24 protein-coding genes are annotated in these 23,067 nt (G+C 59.9%); 14 read left to right on the top strand and 10 right to left on the bottom strand.

Annotated elements, in window-relative coordinates; genetic code table 11:
• The first annotated feature begins 11 nt into the window (after nucleotides 1-11).
• Nucleotides 12-674 carry a GMP/IMP nucleotidase gene (gene yrfG, locus L6D82_RS00385; RefSeq protein ID WP_129973502.1) on the top strand — a complete coding sequence of 221 codons (663 nt, stop codon included), beginning with the start codon at nucleotides 12-14 and terminating at the stop codon, nucleotides 672-674.
• A gap of 93 nt (nucleotides 675-767) precedes the next feature.
• Here the strand turns inward: yrfG and lysM are convergent, their stop codons facing one another.
• Nucleotides 768-1,208, bottom strand: coding sequence for a peptidoglycan-binding protein LysM (gene lysM / locus L6D82_RS00380; protein WP_039764611.1), 441 nt, complete (start codon nucleotides 1,206-1,208; stop codon nucleotides 768-770).
• Nucleotides 1,209-1,345: 137 nt separating this feature from the next.
• Between lysM and L6D82_RS00375 the strand changes: the two genes are divergently transcribed.
• From L6D82_RS00375 to L6D82_RS00360, 4 genes are all read left to right on the top strand, one after another.
• Nucleotides 1,346-2,233: a LysR family transcriptional regulator gene (locus tag L6D82_RS00375; RefSeq protein WP_085746350.1), complete on the top strand. Its 888-nt coding sequence runs from the start codon at nucleotides 1,346-1,348 to the stop codon at nucleotides 2,231-2,233.
• A gap of 92 nt (nucleotides 2,234-2,325) precedes the next feature.
• Nucleotides 2,326-3,165 (top strand): formate dehydrogenase accessory sulfurtransferase FdhD, encoded by an 840-nt coding sequence (gene fdhD / locus L6D82_RS00370; RefSeq protein WP_085746349.1) that lies wholly within the window; start codon nucleotides 2,326-2,328, stop codon nucleotides 3,163-3,165.
• The gene (locus L6D82_RS00365) at nucleotides 3,162-5,510 is read left to right on the top strand and encodes an FdhF/YdeP family oxidoreductase (protein WP_102687836.1); all 2,349 of its coding nucleotides are present in this window, start codon (nucleotides 3,162-3,164) and stop codon (nucleotides 5,508-5,510) included. Before fdhD ends, L6D82_RS00365 begins: the two co-directional genes overlap by 4 nt.
• Nucleotides 5,511-5,798: 288 nt before the next feature.
• Nucleotides 5,799-6,278, top strand: coding sequence for a glycine zipper domain-containing protein (locus L6D82_RS00360; RefSeq protein ID WP_011331978.1), 480 nt, complete (start codon nucleotides 5,799-5,801; stop codon nucleotides 6,276-6,278).
• Nucleotides 6,279-6,343: 65 nt separating this feature from the next.
• Here the strand turns inward: L6D82_RS00360 and L6D82_RS00355 are convergent, their stop codons facing one another.
• The 4 genes from L6D82_RS00355 to L6D82_RS00340 all read right to left on the bottom strand — a co-directional run bounded on the left by L6D82_RS00355 (nucleotide 6,344) and on the right by L6D82_RS00340 (nucleotide 10,723).
• The gene (locus tag L6D82_RS00355; RefSeq protein WP_011331977.1) at nucleotides 6,344-6,775 is read right to left on the bottom strand and encodes an acyl-CoA thioesterase; all 432 of its coding nucleotides are present in this window, start codon (nucleotides 6,773-6,775) and stop codon (nucleotides 6,344-6,346) included.
• 31 nt (nucleotides 6,776-6,806) lie between these two features.
• The gene (locus L6D82_RS00350; RefSeq protein ID WP_236187822.1) at nucleotides 6,807-8,030 is read right to left on the bottom strand and encodes a 3-hydroxyacyl-CoA dehydrogenase; all 1,224 of its coding nucleotides are present in this window, start codon (nucleotides 8,028-8,030) and stop codon (nucleotides 6,807-6,809) included.
• A 108-nt stretch (nucleotides 8,031-8,138) separates the two neighbouring features.
• A complete protein-coding gene (locus tag L6D82_RS00345) occupies nucleotides 8,139-10,067 on the bottom strand; it encodes a RecQ family ATP-dependent DNA helicase (protein ID WP_236187817.1) in 1,929 nt (642 codons plus the stop codon).
• Between the two features lie 152 nt (nucleotides 10,068-10,219).
• Entirely contained in the window at nucleotides 10,220-10,723 is a 504-nt protein-coding gene (locus tag L6D82_RS00340) for a polysaccharide deacetylase (RefSeq protein WP_236187815.1), read from the bottom strand.
• A gap of 304 nt (nucleotides 10,724-11,027) precedes the next feature.
• On the opposite strand from L6D82_RS00340, the gene L6D82_RS00335 reads away from it, so the two are divergent.
• The 5 genes from L6D82_RS00335 to L6D82_RS00315 all read left to right on the top strand — a co-directional run bounded on the left by L6D82_RS00335 (nucleotide 11,028) and on the right by L6D82_RS00315 (nucleotide 14,050).
• Nucleotides 11,028-11,309, top strand: coding sequence for a hypothetical protein (locus L6D82_RS00335; RefSeq protein ID WP_007952677.1), 282 nt, complete (start codon nucleotides 11,028-11,030; stop codon nucleotides 11,307-11,309).
• A 102-nt stretch (nucleotides 11,310-11,411) separates the two neighbouring features.
• A complete protein-coding gene (locus L6D82_RS00330; RefSeq protein ID WP_236187813.1) occupies nucleotides 11,412-12,539 on the top strand; it encodes a hypothetical protein in 1,128 nt (375 codons plus the stop codon).
• Between the two features lie 347 nt (nucleotides 12,540-12,886).
• Nucleotides 12,887-13,186, top strand: a complete 300-nt coding sequence (locus tag L6D82_RS00325; protein WP_007952679.1) for a hypothetical protein — start codon at nucleotides 12,887-12,889, stop codon at nucleotides 13,184-13,186.
• Nucleotides 13,187-13,343: 157 nt separating this feature from the next.
• A complete protein-coding gene (locus L6D82_RS00320; protein ID WP_039764743.1) occupies nucleotides 13,344-13,787 on the top strand; it encodes a hypothetical protein in 444 nt (147 codons plus the stop codon).
• Nucleotides 13,787-14,050: a type II toxin-antitoxin system RelE/ParE family toxin gene (locus L6D82_RS00315; protein WP_236187810.1), complete on the top strand. Its 264-nt coding sequence runs from the start codon at nucleotides 13,787-13,789 to the stop codon at nucleotides 14,048-14,050. The genes L6D82_RS00320 and L6D82_RS00315 overlap by 1 nt, the downstream gene beginning before the upstream one ends.
• A gap of 183 nt (nucleotides 14,051-14,233) precedes the next feature.
• Here L6D82_RS00315 and L6D82_RS00310 read toward each other — a convergent pair whose 3' ends face one another.
• The gene (locus L6D82_RS00310; RefSeq protein WP_236187808.1) at nucleotides 14,234-15,775 is read right to left on the bottom strand and encodes a phosphoenolpyruvate carboxykinase; all 1,542 of its coding nucleotides are present in this window, start codon (nucleotides 15,773-15,775) and stop codon (nucleotides 14,234-14,236) included.
• A gap of 181 nt (nucleotides 15,776-15,956) precedes the next feature.
• Nucleotides 15,957-16,859: an Hsp33 family molecular chaperone HslO gene (gene hslO, locus L6D82_RS00305; RefSeq protein WP_236187807.1), complete on the bottom strand. Its 903-nt coding sequence runs from the start codon at nucleotides 16,857-16,859 to the stop codon at nucleotides 15,957-15,959.
• 104 nt (nucleotides 16,860-16,963) lie between these two features.
• Here hslO and L6D82_RS00300 point away from each other — a divergent pair, with 104 nt between their 5' ends.
• Nucleotides 16,964-17,764, top strand: coding sequence for a phosphatase PAP2 family protein (locus L6D82_RS00300; protein ID WP_085746342.1), 801 nt, complete (start codon nucleotides 16,964-16,966; stop codon nucleotides 17,762-17,764).
• A gap of 67 nt (nucleotides 17,765-17,831) precedes the next feature.
• On the opposite strand, the gene L6D82_RS00295 is transcribed toward L6D82_RS00300, so the two are convergent.
• Complete coding sequence (locus tag L6D82_RS00295; RefSeq protein ID WP_129974195.1) at nucleotides 17,832-18,239, bottom strand: RNA-binding S4 domain-containing protein; 408 nt, start codon at nucleotides 18,237-18,239, stop codon at nucleotides 17,832-17,834.
• A gap of 116 nt (nucleotides 18,240-18,355) precedes the next feature.
• Between L6D82_RS00295 and rimA the strand changes: the two genes are divergently transcribed.
• From rimA to rimK, 3 genes are read left to right on the top strand one after another with little or no spacing between them, the layout of a single operon-like run.
• A complete protein-coding gene (rimA, locus tag L6D82_RS00290) occupies nucleotides 18,356-19,135 on the top strand; it encodes a S6 modification regulatory phosphodiesterase RimA (RefSeq protein ID WP_007952688.1) in 780 nt (259 codons plus the stop codon).
• A 16-nt stretch (nucleotides 19,136-19,151) separates the two neighbouring features.
• Nucleotides 19,152-19,631, top strand: coding sequence for a retropepsin-like aspartic endopeptidase RimB (gene rimB, locus L6D82_RS00285; protein ID WP_011331964.1), 480 nt, complete (start codon nucleotides 19,152-19,154; stop codon nucleotides 19,629-19,631).
• On the top strand, nucleotides 19,628-20,533 hold the full coding sequence (rimK, locus tag L6D82_RS00280) for a 30S ribosomal protein S6--L-glutamate ligase (protein WP_007949201.1): 906 nt from the start codon (nucleotides 19,628-19,630) through the stop codon (nucleotides 20,531-20,533). Before rimB ends, rimK begins: the two co-directional genes overlap by 4 nt.
• Before the next feature lie 84 nt (nucleotides 20,534-20,617).
• Here the strand turns inward: rimK and L6D82_RS00275 are convergent, their stop codons facing one another.
• Both L6D82_RS00275 and ompR read right to left on the bottom strand, forming a co-directional pair.
• Complete coding sequence (locus L6D82_RS00275) at nucleotides 20,618-21,931, bottom strand: ATP-binding protein (RefSeq protein WP_007952691.1); 1,314 nt, start codon at nucleotides 21,929-21,931, stop codon at nucleotides 20,618-20,620.
• A gap of 114 nt (nucleotides 21,932-22,045) precedes the next feature.
• Nucleotides 22,046-22,786: an osmolarity response regulator transcription factor OmpR gene (ompR, locus tag L6D82_RS00270; RefSeq protein WP_007952694.1), complete on the bottom strand. Its 741-nt coding sequence runs from the start codon at nucleotides 22,784-22,786 to the stop codon at nucleotides 22,046-22,048.
• Between the last annotated feature and the right edge of the window lie 281 nt (nucleotides 22,787-23,067).

Here is a 23,067-nt window from a genome sequence, read left to right as displayed (position 1 = left end):
GAGACGTTGCCATGCCTTCATTACCGTGGTCCGACATCGATACCGTTCTGCTCGACATGGACGGCACATTGCTGGACCTGCACTTCGACAACCACTTCTGGCTGGAACACCTGCCGCAGCGCTACGCCGAACTGCACGGCGTGAGCCGGGCCATGGCGGAAATGGAATTGCAGCCGCTGTTCGAGCGCCATGCCGGTCAGTTGCAGTGGTACTGCCTGGACTTCTGGAGCGCGGAACTGAAGCTGTCGGTGCGTGAACTGAAACTGGAAACCGCCCACCTGATCGCCCTGCGCCCGGACGCCGACACCTTTCTGGAAGCGATCAAACGAGCCGGCAAACGCGTGGTGATGATCACCAACGCGCACCGCGATTCACTGTCGCTGAAACTGGAACGAATCGAACTGGCGCCATACTTTGAACGGCTGATCAGCTCCCACGACTACGGCTTTCCCAAGGAGAACCCGCAATTCTGGGACGCGTTACAGACCGACATCGACTTCGACCCGGCGCGTAGTCTGTTCATCGACGACACCTTGCCGATCCTGCGCAGTGCACGGAATTTCGGCGTGGCGCATCTGTTGGCCGTGAAAGAGCCGGACAGCCGCAAAGGGCCGAAGGACACCGGGGAGTTTGCGGCGGTCGAGGATTATCGGGATTTGATTGCGGGCCTGTAGACCGCATCGTCCCCATCGCGAGCAGGCTCGCTCCCACAACTGAAATGCATTCCAATGTGGGAGCGAGCCTGCTCGCGATAGCGGTATCTGCGGTTACTCGGGAATACGCAGCGTCTGCCCCGGATAAATCTTGTCCGGGTGTGACAGCAGTGGCTTGTTGGCCTCGAAGATCTTGTTGTACTGGTTGGCGTTGCCATACACCGCCAGGGAAATTGCGCTGAGGGTGTCGCCCTTCTTCACGACCACAAAACGCGCCGCCGCCACAACCGGCCCGGTCACGGTGATCTGGTCATCGACGCTGCCGACACCGGCAATGTTGCCCACTGCCAGAAGAATCTTCTCTTTCTCTTCCTGGCTCGCCACTTCACCGGTGACCGTCACCTTGTCACCGTCCACGGTCGCCTGAACATTCGGGTTACCCAACCCGACCTTGCTGATGTGCTCCTTCAATTGCTCGCTGGCATTGGCGTTGCCAGGGGTCAACAGGTCTAGCAACTTCTCACCGGCCTCTTTCACAAAGCTCAAAAGACTCATCGCGCACACTCCTTGATTTAAGTTCCAGACGCCCAAGCCTAGACCACCCTGGACAAACCCGGTTGCGGCCCGACCAATGACCCTGCCCCCGCGCAAGCGGTAGAATCGCCCACCCTTGCCAGCGCCCCGGAGCGAAGATGGACATCAAGCAGCTGAAATTCCTCATCGCCCTCGACGAAACCCGCCATTTCGGCCAGGCCGCCGCCCGCTGCCACATCACCCAGCCGACCCTGTCGATGCGCCTGCGCAGCCTCGAAGAAGAACTCGACCTGCCATTGGTCAACCGTGGCCAGCGTTTCGAAGGCTTTACCGCGCCGGGCGAACGGGTGCTGGCCTGGGCGCGCACGGTACTGGCGGCCTACGACGGCTTGCAGGCGGAAGCGGCGGCCTGTCGCGGCAATCTGATCGGCACCCTGCGGCTGGGCGTGGTGCCGTTGTCGAGTTTCGATGCGCTGCCGTTGATGCAGCGCCTGCACGCGCAACACCCGAACCTGCGCTTCGAGCTGTCCTCGCTGAGCTCCGAACAGGTTCTGGAGCAACTGGCGAACAACCGCATCGACATTGGCGTGTCCTACCTGGACCGCCTCGACGGCGAGCGGTTTGAATCCCTGGCGTTCAGTGAAACGCAGATGGGCCTGCTCTACGACCAGCGGTTCTTCAGCTTTGGCGAAGCGCCGCTGAGTTGGGAATCACTGATCGAACTGCCCCTGGGCATGCTCACCAGTGGCATGCACTTTCGCCAGTCCATCGACCATAACTTCCACAGTCGCGGCCTGACCCCACAGCCATTGCTGCAAACCGACGCCGTTCACCAATTGTTGCAAGCGGTGCACGGCGGGCTGTGCTGCGCGGTGATGCCACTCGATGGCGGCCTGGAAAACCTCACGGATAACCTGCGCCTGCAACCCATCGAAAACGCCCAGACCCTTGCCCGACTAGGGCTGATCATGCGTCGCGGCGCCCCACGATCGGCGTTGGCCGAGGCCTGTTTCGCGCTCTATCAAAAATCACCAGCGGAGGCTTGATCGACGGAATCTATCGAAGGATCGACACTAGCGATTAGACGCGACATCTTGCCGCGCCTAGTCTTAACGTTGATCAATCCGTCGGTGATGCCATGAACGCCAAGCGCCCGGCCTGCGCGGCGCCTGCTCTCGAAACGCCCGCGCCAGCCGCCAGTCAGACCTACAGCTACAGCGATCTCCCCCTCGCGGAATCGGCCAGCACCGCGCTGGCCGAAGAAGTCGCGTTGGCGATTGCCTACAACGGCATCAGTCAGGCCGTGATGCTGGTGACGCCGACCGACCTTGAAGACTTCATCGTCGGTTTCAGCCTCGGCAGCGGCATCATCGAAGACGCCTCGGACATCTACGACCTGCAACTGACCGGCTCGGGCTCGGCGCAATACGCGCAAGTGACCATCGCCAACCGCGCTTTCTGGAACCTCAAACAGCAGCGTCGGCAACTGGCCGGCACCAGCGGTTGCGGGTTGTGCGGCGTGGAAGCGGTAGAGCAGGCGCTGCCTGACCTCAAGGTTTTACCCGGCGCCCCCTTGCCGCCCATCGAATGGCTCGACGGTCTGCGCCAGCACATCGGCGCTTTTCAGCCGCTCGGCCAGCATTGCGGTGCGGTGCACGCGGCGGTGTTCATGAACGCCAGCGGTGAATTGCTGCTGGGCCGCGAAGACATCGGCCGGCACAACGCCCTCGACAAGCTGATTGGCGGTCTGATCCGGCAAAAGATATCCACAGCCGGCGGCCTGGCAATTGTCACCAGCCGTTGCAGCCTCGAATTGATCCAGAAAGTCCTGCGGGCCGGGATTCAGACCCTGGTCAGCCTGTCCGCGCCCACCGGCCTCGCCGTGCAATGGGCCCGACGCCACAACCTCAATCTCATCCACCTGCCGCAAAAGAACGCGCCGCGGGTGTATAGCCCAGAAATGGAGAAACACCCGTGAGCCAACACCATCAAGCCGACCAGAAACCCGTCCCACGCTACAAGCCTTACAAGGGCGCAGCCGGCGGCTGGGGCGCACTGATCAGCGTGGCCCAGGCCTGGCTGACCAGCGACAACGCCCTGAAAAACCTGCGCATGATGCTCAAGACCAACCAGAACGGCGGCTTCGACTGCCCGGGCTGCGCCTGGGGCGATTCGCCGGAAAGCGGCATGGTCAAGTTCTGCGAGAACGGCGCCAAGGCGGTGAACTGGGAAGCGACCAAGCGCCGGGTGGACGGCAAATTCTTCGCCAAGCACAGCGTCACCGCGTTGCTCGAACAGAGCGACTACTGGCTCGAATATCAGGGTCGCCTGACCGAGCCAGTGGTGTATGACGCCGAAACCGATCGCTACAAGCCGATCGGCTGGGACGATGCCTACGCGCTGATCGGCAAACACCTGCGAGCGCTGTCGAGTCCGGATCAGGCCGAGTTCTACACCTCCGGCCGCGCCAGCAATGAAGCGGCGTACCTGTATCAACTGTTCGTGCGCGCCTTCGGCACCAACAACTTCCCCGACTGCTCGAACATGTGCCACGAGGCCAGCGGCGTGGCGCTGGCGCAAAGCGTCGGTGTCGGCAAAGGCACCGTGACCTTCGACGACTTCGAACACGCCGATGCGATTTTCGTCTGGGGCCAGAACCCGGGCACCAACCACCCGCGCATGCTCGAACCGCTGCGCGAAGCAGTCAAACGCGGCGCCCAGGTAGTGTGCGTCAACCCGCTGAAAGAGCGGGGTCTGGAACGTTTCCAGCATCCACAGCATCCGATCGAAATGCTCACCAACGGCGACAAGCCGACCAACACCGCGTATTTCCGCCCGGCGCTGGGCGGCGACATGGCGGTGCTGCGCGGCATGGCCAAGTTCCTGCTGCAATGGGAACGCGAGGCGCAGAAGGCCGGCGCACCGGCGGTGTTCGATCACGACTTCCTCAATGAACACAGCGTCAATGTGCTGGAATACCTCGGCGTCGTCGATGACACACCGTGGGAGCAGATCGTCACCCAGTCCGGCCTGACCCTGGTGGAAATCGAGCAAGCGGCGCGCATGTACGCCAAAGGCAAGAACGTGATCATGTGCTGGGCGATGGGCATCACCCAGCATCGCCACTCGGTGCCGACCATCCAGGAGATCGCCAACCTGATGCTGCTGCGCGGCAACATTGGCAAACCCGGCGCCGGTCTGTGCCCGGTACGCGGCCACAGTAACGTGCAGGGCGACCGCACCATGGGCATCAACGAACGTCCGCCGGTGGCGTTCCTTGATTCCCTCGAGCGCCGCTTCCAGTTCAAGGTGCCACGTCACAACGGGCACAACGTGGTCGAAGCGATTCACGCGATGGCCGAAGGTCGCGCCAAGGTGTTTATCGGTCTGGGCGGCAACTTCGCCCAGGCCACGCCGGACAGCCCGCGCACCTTCCAGGCCCTGAGTAACTGTGACCTGACGGTGCAGATCAGCACCAAGCTTAATCGCAGCCACCTGGCCCACGGCAAGGACGCGCTGATCCTGCCGTGCCTGGGTCGTACCGACATCGATATCCAGACCGAAGGCCCGCAAGCCGTCACCGTGGAAGACTCGTTCAGCATGGTGCACGCCTCCAACGGCCAGTTGCAGCCGCTGTCGAACCAGATGCGCTCGGAGCCGTCGATCATCGCCGGCATTGCCGCCGCCACCCTGGGCAGCAAACCGGTGGACTGGAACTGGCTGGTGGCCGACTACCGGCGCATCCGCGAACTGATCGCCGACACCATTCCGGGCTTCAAGGACTTCAACGAGAAGGTCAAGAACCCGGGCGGCTTCTACCTCGGCAACAGCGCCGGCGCGCGCAAGTGGAACACCACGTCGGGCCGGGCCAACTTCAAGCCGAACATGCTGCCCAAGGACCTGATCCACGAGCGAACTCGCGCTACCGGCAAACTGCCGGATCTGATCCTGCAATCGATGCGTTCCCACGATCAGTACAACACCACGATTTATGGTCTCGACGACCGCTATCGCGGGGTGAAGGGGCAACGTGATGTGCTGTTCGCCAACGAGGCGGACATCATTCGCCTGGGCTTCAAACCGGGGCAGAAGGCTGACATCGTGTCGCTGTGGGACGATGGTCGCGAGCGTCGGGTGAAGGGCTTCACGCTGCTGGCGTTCGATATCCCGGCGGGGCAGGCGGCGGCTTATTACCCTGAAGTGAACCCGTTGGTGCCGCTGGAGAGCACCGGCGATGGCAGCCATACGCCGACGTCGAAATTCATCGCTATCCGGTTGGAAGCGGCGAGTGAGACGGGGCTGATCATGGCCAAGTCGGCCTGATTCTGATCGCTCCCACGCTCTGCGTGGGAGCGCAGCCAAGAACGCTCCGCGTCCGAAAGTCAGACTCGATAGATCTCGCCGACACTTTTCAAACGCCCACAAAAAAGGCCGCTTTGTGATCAAAGCGGCCTGTCCGAAGTAGATAAAGACCGGCGAAAAACCGTTAAGTTCCGCCCAAAAATCAGCAACTTGCAGAATTGTATACAGGTCGTGCTATTCGTCGGATTTCGATTGTCACGCCCATTCCAGAGCCTCAGGATCGCGCCGTCATCCCTTTGAGGCTCCTCTATGAAGTTCTCCTCGATTCTCTTGTTGTCCCTTGGCCTGGTCAGTGGCTTCGCTTCTGCCGGAGGCACCACCGAAGCAGGTGTGGGCGGCGCATTGGGCGGGGTTCTTGGCTCGGTCGTCGGTCAATCGTTAGGCGGCAGTACAGGTTCAACCATTGGCGCAGCCCTGGGCGGCGCGGGTGGTAGTGCGGTGGGCGCCGACAAGCGCAGCCGTGGCGAAGCAGCCATCGGCGGTGCGCTGGGCGCAGCCGGCGGCAACGTGGTCGGCCGCAGCATGGGCGGCACCACCGGCAGCCTGATCGGCGCAGCAGCCGGCGGCGGCGCGGGTGGCGCGCTGGGCAACTACATGGGCAACAAGAGCGATGACGATGATCGTCATTACGATCGTCGCCATGATGATCGTCGCTACTACCGTGACCGTCACCCAGGTCGTGGCCATGCCTATGGCCATCGCAAGCACCACCGCTACTATCGCGACTGAGGCCTGGCCTCGTTAGCTGATACCCCCAGATCGCAGCTCCCCCGGGCTGCGATTTTTTTTGTCCGTCACACCGTCAGGCGTTCCAGCGCTTCGCGCAATCGGGCCGGAATCGACACCGGCTGATTGGATGCCCGGTCGACGAATACATGCACGAAGCGCCCGGCGGCACAGGCTTCCTGTTCTCCTTCCTTGAACACCGCCAGTTCGTATTGCACCGAACTGTTGCCCAGCTTGCCGACCCGCAGGCCAATCTCGATTCGATCCGGAAAAGCGATCGAAGCGAAGTAGTCGCAGGACGAACTCACCACAAATCCCACCACCTCGCCGTCATGGATATCCAGCCCTCCGACCTGAATCAGGTAAGTGTTCACCGCCGTGTCGAAGAAGCTGTAATAGGTGACGTTGTTGACGTGGCCGTAGGCGTCGTTGTCATGCCAGCGCGTGGTGATCGGCTGGAAGTGCGGGTAATCGCTGCGTTGCGGCATCGGGTTGGACATCAGTGTCGATTCCTGGAGTGATCTGCCCAGTCTAAAGGTAAAAACCCTTGCCTCGCGCCGCCAGCTCGCCGATCAATGGCGCCGGCCGCCAGTGATCGCCCTGCCGGGCCTCCAGCGCCAGCAGCCGTTTATGAATGTCGGCCAGACCCTGATCATCCGCCCAGGCCATCGGCCCGCCCCGCTCCGCCGGGAAGCCGTAGCCATTCAGATAAACCTGATCGATGTCATGCGCCGACTCGGCAATCCCTTCCTGCAGGATCTTCGCGCCCTCGTTGACCAACGCCAGCAGGCACCGCTCAAGGATCTCCTCCGAGCCGATATCCCGCCGATGAAATCCCAACCCTTCGCTGACGCTCATCACCAGCGCATCGACCTCGGGATCATGCTCGGCCTGACGACTGCCCGGCTCGTAGTGGTAATAACCGTTGCCGGACTTCTGACCGAAGCGACCCTGTTCGCACAAGCGGTTATCGACCTGAACTTCGGGCGCGTCCTGCCCCTTGCCGGCCAGTTCGCGAGCACGCCACTCGAGATCGATGCCGACCACGTCGTACATGCGAAACGGCCCCATGGCGAAACCGAAACTCTGCAACGCCGCATCGACCTGATGCGGATACGCCCCTTCGAGCAACATCTTGCGCGCTTCGAGCACATACGGATGGAGCATGCGGTTGCCGATAAAACCGTGGCAGTTGCCCGACACCACACTGACCTTGCCCATGCGCTTGCCCAGCTCAAGTGCAGCCTCAAGCACAGCCGGTGATGTCTGCGCGCCACGGACTATTTCCAGCAACTTCATGATGTGCGCCGGGCTGAAGAAATGCAGGCCCAGCACTTGAGTCGGACGCCGTGTCGCGGCGGCAATGGCGTCGATGTCCAGCGCCGAAGTATTGCTCGCCAACAGCGCTTCGGGCTTCAGCACGCCATCGAGCTCGCGGAAGATCTTCTGCTTGAGTTCGAGGTTTTCGTACACCGCTTCGATCACCAGGTCGACGTTGCGGATCGCCACATAGTCCGGCGCCGCACTGACACGGGCGATCCGCGCATCGGCCTCTGCCTGGTCGATCCGCCCCTGTCGCACGTTGTGCGCGTAGGTATCGGCCACGGTGGCCAGCGCCTGCTCGAGCATCTGTGGATTGTTATCGACCCACTGCACCGACACGCCGGCGTTGGCCAGGCACATGACGATGCCGCGGCCCATGGTGCCGGCGCCGATCACGGCGGCCTGCTGAATAGCGAAGGATGTCTGGCTCATGTTGTTCTCTTGTTGGCGATCCGAAGACAGCCATCACCATAGTCAGCCACCGGGCATTTTTGAAGTTCATTGCCGTGATGATCGACATTCAGCAGATGGATTCGAGATTCAAAGATGCGCCTGAGCCCAGGCCCGAACCTCCGCGTAGGGATATTCTTCCAGCGCCGCAAACCCGGAAATGGCCCGGGCCTTGAGCCTGGTAAACAACGGCACGCTGATTCCACACAGGAACCGGGTCAACCGCTCCGCCGACGGAGCGCTGCCAGCGTGCTGCTGGTGCCTGTGGATAAAATCGCCACACAACGCCGCAAAATTCTTATCCACAAGCGACGGCAATTCCGGAGGTGCCGGCAGCCGCGCGACCTGCCCGTGACACACCGAGCAATGTCCGCACTGCTGCGGTGCATTGTGATCGCCAAAATATTCGGCCAGCCGATATCCGAGGCATCGCTCGGTGGCGAACAGCTCGAGCATGGCGTGAATCCGAGCCAATTCGGTTTGCTCATGGCGGGTGAAATAGTCATGCAGTTCAGCGCTCAGCGCCTGGCTGTCGAAATCGCCGCGCAGGACGTTGTAGACCTCGGTCATTTGCTTGCTCTCAAGCTCGACCCAGCCCTTTTCCTGAAAGTAATCCAGCGCCTTCACCACCCGGTTGCGCTCGGCTGAATACTGCTCGTACATCGCCTCGAAATTCACCGTGACCCAGGTGCGCGCGCGGCTTGAGGTCTGGATGATCGCGGCGACGAAATCCTTTCGCTCGCCCTCGAAACGCTCAAGCAACGCCTCGGGCTCCAGCAAGTATTTGAAACGGTATTCGGCGTAGTACGCGTGGCGCGGGGCAATCAGTCCTCGCAGCTCAAGCTGCACCAGCAACGTCTTCAGAGGCAACGAACGAATGTTGCTCTGGTCCGCCAGCGGCCCGAGCAGAAATTCCCATTGGCCTTCGGGCGCGGCGGCCTGCAACTCGTCGAGCACATGACGAATGCCGTCCTGTTCCGGCGTGTCGCCATACACGAAGTTTTCCAGCACGTTGAGGCTGTCGCGGTTGGCCAGCACCAGGCAGTCGGACGGCTGCCCGTCACGTCCGGCGCGACCGATTTCCTGGCTGTAGTTTTCGATGGATTTGGGCAGGTCGAAATGCACCACGTTGCGGATGTCGCTCTTGTCGATGCCCATGCCGAACGCAATGGTGGCGACGATGCAATTGGACTGCCCGCCCATGAAGCGCTTCTGGATCCCGTCCCGTTGCTCATGGGGCAAACCGGCGTGATAAGCCTCGGCCTGAATGCCATTGCGCTCAAGATGTTCGGCAATCTGCTCGGCGGTTTTCTGCAGCGTGACGTAGACGATGCTCGGCTGCCCCGCGCGCTCGCTCATCCACTCCACCAGCCGTCGGCGCTTGTCCTGCCCACGCACCGGCTCGACCAGCAGATTGAGGTTGGGTCGATAGAAACCGGTGGTCACCACATCTTCTGCCGCGATGGCGAATTTCGCCTGCATGTCGGCGATCACTTTCGGCGTTGCCGTGGCAGTCAGCAGCAGGGTTTGCGGGATGTTGAACTGGCGCTGGTAGTCCGGCAGTTTGAGGTAGTCGGGGCGGAAGTTGTGGCCCCATTCGGAAATGCAGTGCGCCTCATCCACCACCAGCAGCGAGATCGGCACCTGCTGCAAAAAATTGCGAAAGCGCTCGTTCTTCAAGCGCTCCACGGAAATCATCAGGATCTTCAGTTCGCCGGAACGGGCACGTGCCATCACATCATTGGCATCTTCGCGGCTCTGCGCCGAATCGATGCTGCCTGCCGAAATCCCGTGTCGTCGCAAAAACTCGAGTTGATCCTGCATCAGCGCCAGCAGCGGCGAGACCACCAGCGTCAGGTGTGGCAGCAGGAGTGCCGGCACCTGGTAACAAAGGGACTTGCCGGAGCCGGTGGGAAATATCGCGGCGGCCGAGCGCCCGGCGAGAACGGCGCTGATTGCGGCCTCCTGACCGGGTCGAAACTGTGGATAACCGAAAACCTGTTCCAGGGTGTTGTGCATTCGCTGTCACTCCGTTGACCGCTGTGATGCCAACAGCCTAGCGGGCGATCGCAGCGCGTCGAGAAAAGGTCGGGGTCAAATCGATACGGGATGATACCCGACGACCTCCAGCCTTTGGCCAACGTCGTGACGGCGGGACTGTGACGGCGGGACTACGGCTGCAACACCGCCACTCGCAATTGCTCGTTCAATAGCTGCTCATGCGCGCCCTGACTTTTGCTGGCCCACAGTGCATGGGCCGGGCTGATATCACCAGTGAATGCCGCCGCCAACTGACGCAGGTCGGCGACACTGCGCACCCGAGGACAGAACGCTTGCTCGTCGCAGTTCTGGCTGGCGTTGCGATAGGTGGTGAGCAAACGATCCCATAGGCCGTCACGCACCTGGCGGATCGACTTGAGCTGCACATGCGGCACGCCCAGACGTTGTTTCAGCCCGGACTCATCCAGGCCTTCGCTGGCCAGCAGTGCCTTGCCGAACATCAGCACTTCGGCGCGGGACGCCGTGTCGATGCTGGCCTGGGTCGTGAGTGCGTCCGGCCATTCGGTGCGCTCCACTTGCGTGAGCACCAGCCCATTGCCCGCCTCGGAGGCCAACGTCAAACGACAACCACTGGCCCATAGCAAAACGATCGAGGCCATTCTTAGCCACTGCATACCCAATTCCCTTTAAGTCTGTGTCGGACGTTTGGAAACACCCCACGGATTCTGGCGCGCACCATACAGATGTTTAACGGGAATCGCCCGACAAACACGTAGGAAATTTCGCCCATCAGGGTTTGGCTGTGAAAAAGCCGCAAAAACGCGTAGGGCAAATGCCCGAACCCCGGAAAAACCCCTACGAATTCTGTCCATTGTGGCTGTCTTGTCCCACTCGACGACGCCCTTCTATAGTGGCCGGCGCAACTGAAAACACTGTGTCGGCCCGCCGAAGCGACTTCGTAAAGGACACGCCTCAATCATGAACATGTTCACACCGCTGAATACTCGTTTTCGCCCTCTCAAGACCTGCGACGGCGACAACCCGGTCATGGTCATCGACACCGCAGCAGCACCGGGTGATTTGCTCAATGCCGCCGATCAACGCCTGCGTGCCGCCAGTGATCTGCTGGAAACTCTTTACTGCTTGTGTTTCAAACAAGCCGACGTGAAAGACATCCCCAACATCGTCAATGCGCTTTATCTGCTGACGCAGGACGGCTGTGACTTGTTGGAAGTTGCCAGACAACGAATAAATAGTTAAAGCCAGCTGAGCAACTTACAAAGCTCGCAACAACCCATCACTTCCATTACAACAAAGATCGGAACTAGCCTGTTTGCTCTTACATCAACCAAGAGCAACAACATGACTACGCTGACTATTTTCTTTTGCGGTACAGGTTCGACGAAGTTTGATGACACCCACGAAAACTATTGGGACGGTGAATTGGTCTCCACACTTGCCTCTCATCACGTCGGTCGCGAGTTCGCCGAATGGATCGTGGTCGATGGCCCCGGCACCAGCAACCTGCAAGCTGATGAACTGTTCACCCAATCCAAGGACTACGGCCTCAGCGGGACCTTGTTCGGCAAGGGTTGGGAGGAAAACGTCCTGCACGCGATGAACATCATCAAAGGCAAGTGCGACTGGCAGCGCGAAAAACTGACAGAGGCGGAATACAACCGCCTAAAAGCCGCCGGCATTCCGATTGAAGATGTAAAAGTCGAAGGTTCCTGGCTGTGGCGCAAATATTACTATGGCGATCGCAGCGTCACGCAACAGAAGTTACAGGAACAGATTATTAAAACCTTTCGCAAGGACGGTGTTATTCCAACAAAAGTCAATCTGGTGGGCTGGAGCCGCGGCGGTATCAGTTGCCATATGCTGGCCAATGCCATGTTCAACGACAGTGCACTGAAAAACATTCCAGTGAATATCTTTGCCATCGACCCGGTACCAGGTATTGGCAACTTTCAGGACCAACGGGTAAAGCTCAACAGCAACGTAAAAGAATATGTGGGTTTCTATGCGCGGGATGAGCGCTCCAAGGGCTTCAGTTGCGTCATCCCGCAAACCGCGACCGGCACCAAGACCAGCATCTTCCCCATGCCCGGCCGTCACGCCACCCTGGTCGGCAACGCCTCCGCCGACGGCAACAGTGGTCCAAAAGTGCTGGCCGAACCCGGCCTCATCGTCCGCCACTTTGCCGAGGTCTGCCTGAAACGCTGGGGCACCGCCCTCGACAAAAACCTCAACCTCACCGACGCCGACCTGCGCAACCATGCCGCCACCATCGTCAACGCGGCAGCGAAATACAAGGCGATGGAGAAGTGCTCCTACACCTGGTTCACCGAGCTGGATCAGGGCGAACGGTACGTTTCGCTGGGGAGCAAAGGCGTTCCGTTTTCCACGGTGAAAGGCACGATCTACAGCCCGGCGACCGGGCTGACCACGAGTGTGCTGGATGTTGAGGGGTATCGGGCGATTCGTTGAAAACCGTGATTGAACTGTAGGAACGGCCTGCCGGAATCTGCATCCCGTTCCTACACGCAGCGGCGCCTTGTCTTCTATCGGCGCCAGTGGGCTGAAACCTATAGTTGTGACTGTCGCTGCCAATTCAGCGACTCGGGCTTGGTCACCCGAATGGATCATGCATTCGCGTCCGCTGTATGCTGCCGGCACTCAATTGCCAGCAGCGTTATGGTGGCTGTGTTTGGGACGCTTTCGAGCGTGCCGGGTATGTGCATGATCCTCACCGGTTGACCAACCCGAACACAGTCGCCTCCAGTCGCTTGGTCACGATGTGGTGGCTTCATTCGAAGCAATTGAGGATCTAAAGAATGAAATCATGGAACGAGCTCCACTCCGATCGCTACCGCCCACTCGACTCCAACCTCACCGACACCAAGCCCCTCGTCATCGACACCGAAGCCAACCCGCAAGACATCCTCGAATGCGCCGTCCAGCGCCTGCGCGCCTCAAGCGACCTGCTGCAAACCCTCTACTGCCTCTGCTTCAAACACGCCGACGTAGAAGACATCCCGCACATCACGCACGCGCTCTACCTTCTCACCAAAGACGGCTATGACCTGCTCCAGGTCGCCCAGCAACGAATGCTCAACTGGAAAGCGCCGGCCTGACGAATTCCTCGGCAGGCGTGTTCACAGCTAGAACTGTCTGCCCCTATCTCGAACACTGACGCTGACATCTCCGGCGCGAAACTTAAGGATCAGAATTTTGCAAACTATTATTGATTGCGTACGATGGGAGCCATTGTTCAACCAAGGGCTTGCCTTCATGACCACTGAAACCATTGATCACAGCACTCTCACGCGGCTGTTTGAGAACGGTTCGATCAGTAGCGCACATATCGTCGCCAAACCCGGTGGCTGGTCGATTCAGATTCAGCAAGGAAGCAAAGAATACTCATTGACCGCACAACGCAGTGGCCAGGTACGTCTGTTCAAGCGGCTTGAAACACTGGTGACCTACCTGCAAGGAGTGGGCATCAATCACTTCGATGTGGACGCCTCCAGTTACGACCCCCTACAGATAAAAACCTATGCTCGCCCTGATCGCGCCGAAGCGATGAAACAAGCTCATGAAGCAGCTGCGTATGAAGAATGGGTCAAGCAACAGGTACAAATCAGCATTGATGACCCAAGACCCAGCGTCAGCGATGAAGACGCTCGCAGGATATTTGCCGCCAAACGGGATGCCCTTCGTCAGCGAGCACGTTGATGAGGTTGGTCTGGCGCCAAGAAGCGCTGGATGACCGAGACAACATCATGGAGCGTATCAGCCAGGAAAATCCCGTTGCAGCGATTGAACTCGATGAGGCCTTCGAACTGAAAGGAGAAAGCGCTCGCCAGCACCCAGCCCTGTACCGAAAAGGTATCGCGGAAGGTACCCGCGAAATCGTCGTCACTCCAAACTACGTCATCATCTACGCAATCAAAGTTGATGTTGTGGAAGTACTACGAGTGCTGCATACCAGACGGTAATGGCCATGATGGCTGGAGAGAAAATGCTCAGGGGATTCGCGGCTCCTTAAGTAGCATTATTCTGGCTCTTTAACACGGATTGTGCGGGAATAATGGCAGTTGATCTGACAATGAGATCCAACCCGTCACCCACAAAAAAGCCGCCCTCAAGAGGCGGCTTTTTCATTCGCTACAAACCCAACCTTACAACTTAGGCCCGGCAGCCTTGATCGCGTCGCTCACTTCGAACTTCTTGAAGTTCTCGATGAACAGACCGGCCAGTGCTTTGGCAGCTTCGTCGTACGCAGCCTTGTCAGCCCAGGTGTTGCGTGGGTTGAGCAGGTTGGTTTCGACGCCCGGTACGGCCAGTGGCACGTCCAGGTTGATGGTGTCCAGGTGCTCGGTGGCTGCACCGATCAGCGCGCCGCTCTGGATCGCTGCGATCACTGCACGAGTGGTCGGGATGTTGAAGCGTTTGCCGACGCCGTAGCCGCCGCCGGTCCAGCCGGTGTTGACCAGGTAGACCTTGGAGCCGAAGCCGCGGATGCGCTTGATCAGCAGTTCAGCGTATTCGCCGGCCGGACGCGGGAAGAACGGTGCGCCGAAGCAGGTGGAGAAGGTCGACTTGATGCCGCTGCCCGAGCCCATTTCAGTCGAGCCCACCAGAGCGGTGTAGCCGGACAGGAAGTGGTAGGCCGCTTGTTCTTCGTTGAGGATCGACACTGGCGGCAGGACGCCGGTCAGGTCGCAGGTCAGGAAGATCACAGCGTTTGGCTCGCCGCCCAGGTTCTTCTCGGAACGCTTGGCAACGTGCTCCAGCGGGTAGGCCGCGCGGCTGTTCTGGGTCAGGCTGACATCGGCGTAGTCGGCGTGCTTGGCGTCGTCGATCACGACGTTTTCCAGTACCGCGCCGTGCTTGATGGCTTTCCAGATGACCGGCTCGTTCTTCTCGGACAAGTCGATGCACTTGGCGTAGCAGCCGCCTTCGATGTTGAAGACAACGCCTTCGCCCCAGCCGTGTTCGTCGTCACCGATCAGGTAACGGCTTTCGTCGGCGGACAGGGTGGTCTTGCCGGTGCCCGACAGACCGAAGAACAGGGTCACGTCGCCTTCTTCGCCGATGTTGGCAGCGCAGTGCATTGGCAGCACGTCAGCGGCCGGCAGCAGGAAGTTCTGCACGGAGAACATGGCTTTCTTCATTTCACCGGCGTAACGCATGCCGGCGATCAGCACTTTCTTCTGGGCGAAGTTGATGATCACGCAACCGTCGGAGTTGGTGCCGTCACGCTCTGGCACGCACTCGAAGTTGGCGACGTTCAGCACTTGCCACTCTTCGCGACCGGCCGGGTTGTACTGGGCCGGGTTGATGAACAGGCAACGACCGAACAGGTTCTGCCAGGCAGTCTGGGTGGTCATCTTCACGGCCAGGTAGTGATCTTCGGCCGCGCCTACATGCACGTGGGAAACGAAATGCTCTTGCGCGTTGTTGAATGCTTCAACACGAGCCCACAGCGCGTCGAACTTGTCGTCCGGGAACTTGCGGTTGATCGGGCCCCAGGCGATGGCAGCCTGGGTGGAAGGCTCTTCAACGATGAAACGGTCGACTGGCGAACGGCCGGTGCGGTGACCGGTGCGAACAACCAGAGCGCCGGTATCGGCAAGCTCGCCTTCACCGCGGTTCAGGGCTTCTTTTACCAGATCATCAACACTCAGATCGGTGTACACGGCGTTATTGGCTTGCGTCATGAGGTTCCCCGTCGGCCAGTGGCCGAGTGTGCTCCAAACGTTTTGTAGTAGAAAGTCGTGCACTACTACCGCGAAAAAAGTGGGCCGGATTATGCCAGAAAAGCCCAAAAAGAGTAGGGCCCTCCCGTCGTAACGGCGTTATTCCGTCGTTGTGCAGTGAATTTACCTGCGCTGAACCGTTTTAGTGCCGGGTATCTGACGGCGTCTCGACGCCCGCGCCAGCGAACAATTGAGCGATATCTGCCGCATCGAACAAGTAGCGCTGGTTGCAGAACTGGCAATCGATCTCGACTTTTCCACCTTGCTCGGCCACCAGCGCCTGCGCATCTTCCAGCCCCAGGCTGACCAGTGCATTGCCCGAACGCTCGCGGGAGCAGCTGCAGTGGAAGCGCAGTGTCTGCACATCGAACAGACGAACCTGCTCTTCATGGTAGAGGCGATGCAGAACCGTTTCGTTGTCCAGGCTCAACAGTTCATCAGCGGTCAGGGTGTTGCCCAGCGCGGTGATGTGCTGCCAGCTGGCGGCGCGCTCTTCTTCGTCTTTCAGGCGATAGGCCGGCAGTTGCTGCAGCAGCAGACCACGGGCACGACGGCCATCGGCGCACAGCTTGAAGCGAGTGCCGACCTGTTGGGACATGACGAAATAGTTGGTGAAACAGTCGGACAGGGTTTCGCCGTCGAGGTCGACGATGCCCTGGTAACGCTGGCCGGCGATCGGGTCGACGGTCAAGGCCAGGACACCGTTCGGCATTAGATCACCGAGGGTCGCGTCGGCAGGAATCTGCTCGGCGTGATAACGCGCCAGGCCGCGGATTTCGCGCTCGCTGGAGCACTCGATCATCAGCAGCGGGATCGGGCCTTCGGAACGGGCCTGAAGAATCAGCAAGCCATCGAATTTCAGGGTGCCCACCAGCAACGACGCGGCAGCCATCAGTTCGCCCAGCAATTGCGCAACCGGCTCCGGGTACGGGTGCTTGGCGAGCACTTCGGCATAGCTGCGCTCCAGCGACACCAGTTCGCCGCGCGTGTCGCTGTCATCGAAGATGAAGCGTTGGGTGTAATCGGTATCGAGGAAATCGGTCATAGGTCTGGGTATCTGAATGTGATGACAAAATGGTTACAAAGAATGAAAATCCCGCGCTTCTGGCATCCTTTTTGATGCCGATGTTCAGCCACGGGAGGCATTTTATGAACAATCCGGGTTTGTTCCAATCAAGGTGGAACCTCGGCCGGCTGGTTCTGTGCAACGTTGTGCCATTGGCACTGCTGGCTTTCTGGTTATGGCCTACGGGTCAGATGCTGTGTGTGATTTTCGACGAGTGGCTGTTCCGCTCACTCAATGCACCGCTGGCCAGCAACCCCATATGGCTCCACATCTGGGCAATTGCAAGTCTGCGACCGTTCGACATCGTCGTCGGCCTGATTCTGCTGGCGCTGCTTATCAAGGGCGACTGGGTGTTCAGGGCGATTGACGTGCGTCGCGCCTTTTTCGGATTTTTTTCGATCCTGCTGCTGATGGTGGTGATCCGCGCGCTGTTTTCCAAGTTCGCCGATCACATGGGCTGGCAGCACAGCAGCCCGTCGATGGTGCTCGAAGGCGCGGTGCATATCAGCGATTACTTCCCGCATCTGGAGAAGACCTGGGAACTGAAGGACCGCTCGAGCCAGAGTTTCCCCGGTGACCACGCCTCGGTGCTGCTGATCTGGGCGCTATTCATGGGCGTGTTCAGCCGTACGGCTGGTCAGTTTCTGGTGATCTGGGGCCTGGCACTGCTGTTCATGTTGCCGCGTCTGGTCGCCGGTGCTCATTGGGGCCAGGACGATTACATCGGCGGCATGCTGCTGGCGGTGTGGGCACTGGGCTGGGGTTACTACACGCCGTTTGCTTATCACGCGGCGAACTTCTGGTTGAAGGTCACAGCGCCGGTTTTCCGGCTGCTGGGCAAACTGCCGATGGTTTCGCGGATGAGTGTGGTGTCCGCGCAGTAATCAACGGTTACTGAAAAAAACGCAGCCGCCGGCGGGTCTTGAACCCAGGCCGGCAGGCTGCGTTTTTTTATTCGCCGCCACTGTTCCCACGAAATTTAAACAGATCCCGGCGCTGCTTCTTGCTCGGTTTGCCGTCGGTGGTCACGCCCAAGGCGCCCGCCTTGCGCATCGCCGCAGCCGCTTCACGCTTGGCAATACTCGCCTCGGTCTCGGCATACAGCGTCTGCGCCTCAGGTGCACCGCGACGCACGATCGACAGGGCCTGAACCACAACGGTCTTCTCATCGAAGCCCGTGCGGATCTCGAACTCATCGCCAATGCGTGGCTCTTTGCCAGGCTTGCAGCGCTCTCCCCGACAATGCACCTTGCCGCTCTCGATGGCAGCCTTGGCCAAAGCGCGAGTCTTGAAAAAACGCGCGGCCCACAGCCACTTGTCGAGACGGACCTTGTCGTCCTCTTCCTGTTTTTGCGCCATATGAATTCCTCGTTCAGCCAGTAGTCGGAACTGTACTACCGATTCTGTCGGGCGCAAGAATCCGGCCCTCCAGATAAACTGTGATCTTCGCCGGTTCAACGGCATGGAGTGATCGAGTGACCAAATTTCCGTCTTCATTGACCTCGCCCAAATCCGGGTGCCTGGGCTGCCAGCAAAGCGAGCCGCTGGGCTTCGATTTTTCGTTCGCTTATCAGCCCATCGTGGATCTGCGTGACGAGTCGGTGTACGCCTACGAGGCACTGGTTCGTGGTGCGGCTGGTGAAGGCGCTTTAACCGTGTTGGATCAGGTTACAGAAGATAACCGCTACCGTTTCGACCAGCTCTGCCGGACTCGCGCCATCGAAGGCGCAGCCGAGCTTAATATGCAGACACACTTGTCGATCAACTTCATGCCCAACGCCGTCTATCGTCCAGAGTTATGCATTCGCAGCACCCTGGAGGCTGCCAGAAAACACAATTTCCCGATCGACCGGCTGATTTTCGAAACACTGGAAAGCGAGCACGTAGATAACTATCGCCATTTGACCAATATTCTGCGTGAATACCGCGAATTCGGCTTCAAGACGGCCATCGACGATTTCGGTGCCGGCTATTCGGGGCTCAATCTGCTGGCCGATTTCCAACCGGACCTGATCAAGCTCGATATGGCGCTGATCCGCGATATCGACCGTGACCGTGTTCGTCAGGCTATCGTTCGGGGGATTGTCACAATCTGTGCGGAGTTGGACGTTACAGTCATCGCCGAAGGCATAGAGAGTGCGGGTGAACGGGATTTCCTGGCGGACTGCGGAATATTTCTGATGCAGGGTTACTGGTTCGCCAGACCCGCATTCAAAGCGTTAGCCCAGGTGTCCCCTGAAGCGTGGACGCGTTAATCGTTGGTTTTTTCCATTGAAGACATTTGACCATTTGACCGTTATCGGTCTGCGCGAGTGGGTGGCGCTTCCGGATCTGGGAGTCGCCGGCCTTCGGGCAAAAATCGACACCGGCGCCAGCACCTCCAGCCTGCATGCCACCGACATCGAGCCGTTCGAACGTGACGGCGAGAAGTGGGTGCGCTTCACCGCGCACCTGGGCACCGTCGTGCAGTTACGCCATCGGCGATGCGAAGCGCCGCTGGTGGCACGCAAGACTATCAAGAGTTCGAACGGTCAGGCCCAGGTGCGCTACGTGATCAGCACCACCCTAGCCTTGGGTGACCGGGTCTGGCCAATCGAGTTCACCCTCGCCTGCCGCAAGTCCATGCGCTATCGCCTGTTGCTCGGTTCCAAAGCCCTGATCGACGGCCAGCTGGTGGTCAATCCGGGCATCAAATATGTACAAGACAAGCCGGTGTTCCCGGTATCTACCTCCTCCACAGGTGTTGCATGAAGATCGCTGTGCTGTCGCGGAACCCGCGTCTGTATTCCACCCGCCGTCTGGTCGAAGCCGGAACCGAGCGCGGGCATGAAATGGTGGTGATCGACACCTTGCGCGCCTATATGAACATTGCCAGCCACAAACCGCAGATCCACTACCGCGGCAAGCCGCTGGAGGGTTTCGATGCAGTGATCCCGCGGATCGGCGCGTCGGTGACGTTTTATGGCTGTGCGGTGTTGCGCCAGTTTGAAATGATGGGGGTGTTCCCGCTCAACGAATCGGTGGCCATCGCCCGCTCGCGGGACAAGCTGCGCTCGCTGCAATTGCTGTCGCGCCGGGGCATCGGTTTGCCGGTGACCGGGTTCGCCCACTCGCCTGACGACATTCCCGACCTGATCGACATGGTCAACGGTGCGCCGCTGGTGATCAAGGTGCTGGAAGGCACCCAGGGCATCGGCGTGGTGTTGTGTGAAACCGCGACGGCGGCAGAGTCGGTGATCGAGGCGTTCATGGGCCTGAAGCAGAACATCATGGTGCAGGAATACATCAAGGAGGCCGGCGGCGCCGACATCCGCTGCTTCGTGGTCGGCGACAAGGTGATCGCGGCGATGAAGCGTCAGGCCAAGCCCGGCGAGTTCCGCTCCAACCTGCACCGGGGCGGCAGCGCCAGCCTGATCAAGATCACCCCGGAAGAACGCATGACCGCGTTGCGTGCAGCCAAGGTCATGGGCCTTGCGGTGGCGGGTGTGGATATCCTGCGCTCCAACCACGGGCCGCTGGTGATGGAAGTGAACTCGTCACCGGGTCTGGAAGGCATCGAAACCACCACGGGCAAGAACGTGGCGGGGATCATCATCGAGCATCTCGAGAAGAATGGCGGGCCGAACATGACCCGCACAAAAGGCAAGGGATAAAAAACAGCGGCGAGCTACAAGCTGCAAGTGGCGAGTAAAAGCCGCTGTAGCTTGTAGCTTGAAACTTGCCGCTTGAGGCTGCCGTTAAACGGCATCTCTTGGCAGCATCAATCCCAGCGGCAACCGGACCCGCGCTTCCAGCCCGCCACCGGAGCGGTTACGCAGTTCGACATTGCCGCCGTGCATCGACGCAATCCGCTTCACGATCGCCAAGCCCAGCCCGGTGCCCTTCCCGCCCCGGGCACGATCGCCACGGGTGAACGGGTTGAAGATCGCCTCAAGTTCGGAGGGATCGATCCCCGCTCCACGGTCCATCACGCTCAGCACCACGTACGGCGCACTGGTGTCACCGGACACATAGGCCGCGACGTCCACGCTGCCGCCGGCATGATTCAACGCGTTGCCGATCAGGTTGTTCAGCAAGCGCTTCATCGACACCCGACGCAGCGGGAACGGCTGAATCGGTTCCAGGCGCAGGCGCACTTTCTCTTCGGTCTGGTTATAGGGCGCCGCCACTTCACGCACCAGATCGCTGAGATCCACCTCCTCCACCGACTCGTCCCGACCATCACGAATGAAGGCGAGGAACTGGTCGAGGATCGCGTCCATGTCTTCGATGTCACGCACCATGTCGTCGGTCAGGTCGGTGCGATCGCCCATCAACTCCAGTGACAGCCGCAAACGGGTCAGCGGCGTCCGCAGGTCATGGGATACCCCCGCCAGCATCAGCTCACGCTCGCGACCGGCCTGCTCGACGTCTTCGGCCATCTGGTTGAAGGCGCGATAAACCTCGGCCATTTCGCTGGGGGTGTCGCTGATAGGCAGGCGCACGCTGCGGCCCTGGCCGAGTTGCCGGGCAGCGTAGACCAGACGCTTCAGTGGCTGGTTGAGCTGGCTGACAAAAATCCACGCAGACGCCGTGGACAGCAGGCCGATCGCCAGGAACCAGCCGAGCACGTTCCAGATTTTCTGGCCACGCAACGGGTGTGGATACAGCGGGACTTTCAGCCAGCCATCCCCCAGGCTCGGCGCGCGAACCCACAAGGCCGGCGGCGAGTGCATGCGCAAGCGCACTTCGGTGTCGGCACCCAGTTCCGCCTGCATCTGCCGCTGGTAGATTTCGCTGTACGGCCAGTGCTGTTCGCCTTCCGGCACACCGGCACCGACCACGCGGATCAGGGTCGCGGCATCGGCGATTTTCGCGCGGTTCTCTTCGTCGGCGGCCCAGTAGGCACGCAACGTCAGGGCGACGCCGTGACTGTATTGGCGATCCACCAGCACGTCCTCGTTCATCAACAGATAAACCAGGGTCAATGCCTTGGAAAACAATACGACGATGAGCACCAGCCACAGGGTGCGGGAGAAAAAACTTTGGGGGAACCAGACGGGGGTTTTCATGGATAACCGCTACACACTTGCAGGAGCGAGCAATGCTCGCATATTGCGGATTGCGAGTCTGCGCTGACGGCGTTTCCGACCGTTTCCCGCAGACCCGCTCCTACAAATCACCCATCACTTGGTGGAGTTGCCATCCGGCACGAACACGTAGCCGACACCCCAGACGGTCTGGATGTAGCGCGGCTTGGACGGATCGGGTTCGATCATCCGGCGCAGACGGGAAATCTGCACGTCGATGGAACGCTCAAGGGCATCCCACTCACGGCCACGGGCCAGGTTCATCAGCTTGTCGCGGGTCAGCGGCTGACGAGCGTTCATCACCAGGGCCTTGAGTACCGCAAACTCACCGGTGGTGAGCATGTGCACTTCGTCGCCGCGCTTGAGTTCGCGGGTAGCCAGGGACAGCACGTAATCGCCGAACGTGACGTTTTCTTCTTCACTGCCCGGCGCGCCCGGCACCGGCGCGGCCTGACGGCGCAGCACGGCTTTGACGCGAGCCATCAGCTCGTCCGGGTTGAACGGCTTGGCCAGGTAATCGTCGGCGCCCAGTTCCAGGCCCTTGATACGGCTCAGTTCGTCGCCCTTGGCGGTAAGCATGATGATCGGAATCTGATTGTTCGCGCCCCGCAGGCGGCGGCAAGCGGTCAGGCCGTCTTCGCCCGGCAGCATCAGGTCGAGGACGACCAGGTTGAACACTTCACGCGACAGCAGACGATCCATCTGCTCGGTATTCGGTACGGCGCGGGCACGGTAGCCCTTGCTGACGAAAAAGCGTTCCAGCAGGCTGCTCAGCCCCGGATCGTCGTCAACGATGAGAATTTTTTCGCCTTCAGCAGTTTGTGCAGTGCTGCTCATTGGATGCTCCTTTTAGCTCGGCGCGCATTATGGCGTAGCTGCCGTTATACGCACCGTGTGCATTGTTAGCAGATTTTTCCTTCACTGCCAGAAAACCGGGGCTTGTGCCTACAGACTGCGTCGCCCCCGAATGACAGAACGCTGGTTATAATGCGCGGCCTTTTGTGTCAGGCAACGTCTGAATCGTTACCGCAGGTGGCCGTCCCTTATTTTCATGGGCGCCGCAGTAATTGTTCGATTTCACGGGTCAATGGGATGCCTTTTGACCCAGGCAGCGGCCA

The organism is Pseudomonas paraglycinae (assembly GCF_021601625.1).
In the GTDB taxonomy this organism is placed as follows: domain Bacteria; phylum Pseudomonadota; class Gammaproteobacteria; order Pseudomonadales; family Pseudomonadaceae; genus Aquipseudomonas; species Aquipseudomonas paraglycinae.
The sequence above is the reverse complement of the archived record's forward strand: the minus strand, read 5'-3'. Positions and strand labels throughout refer to the sequence as shown.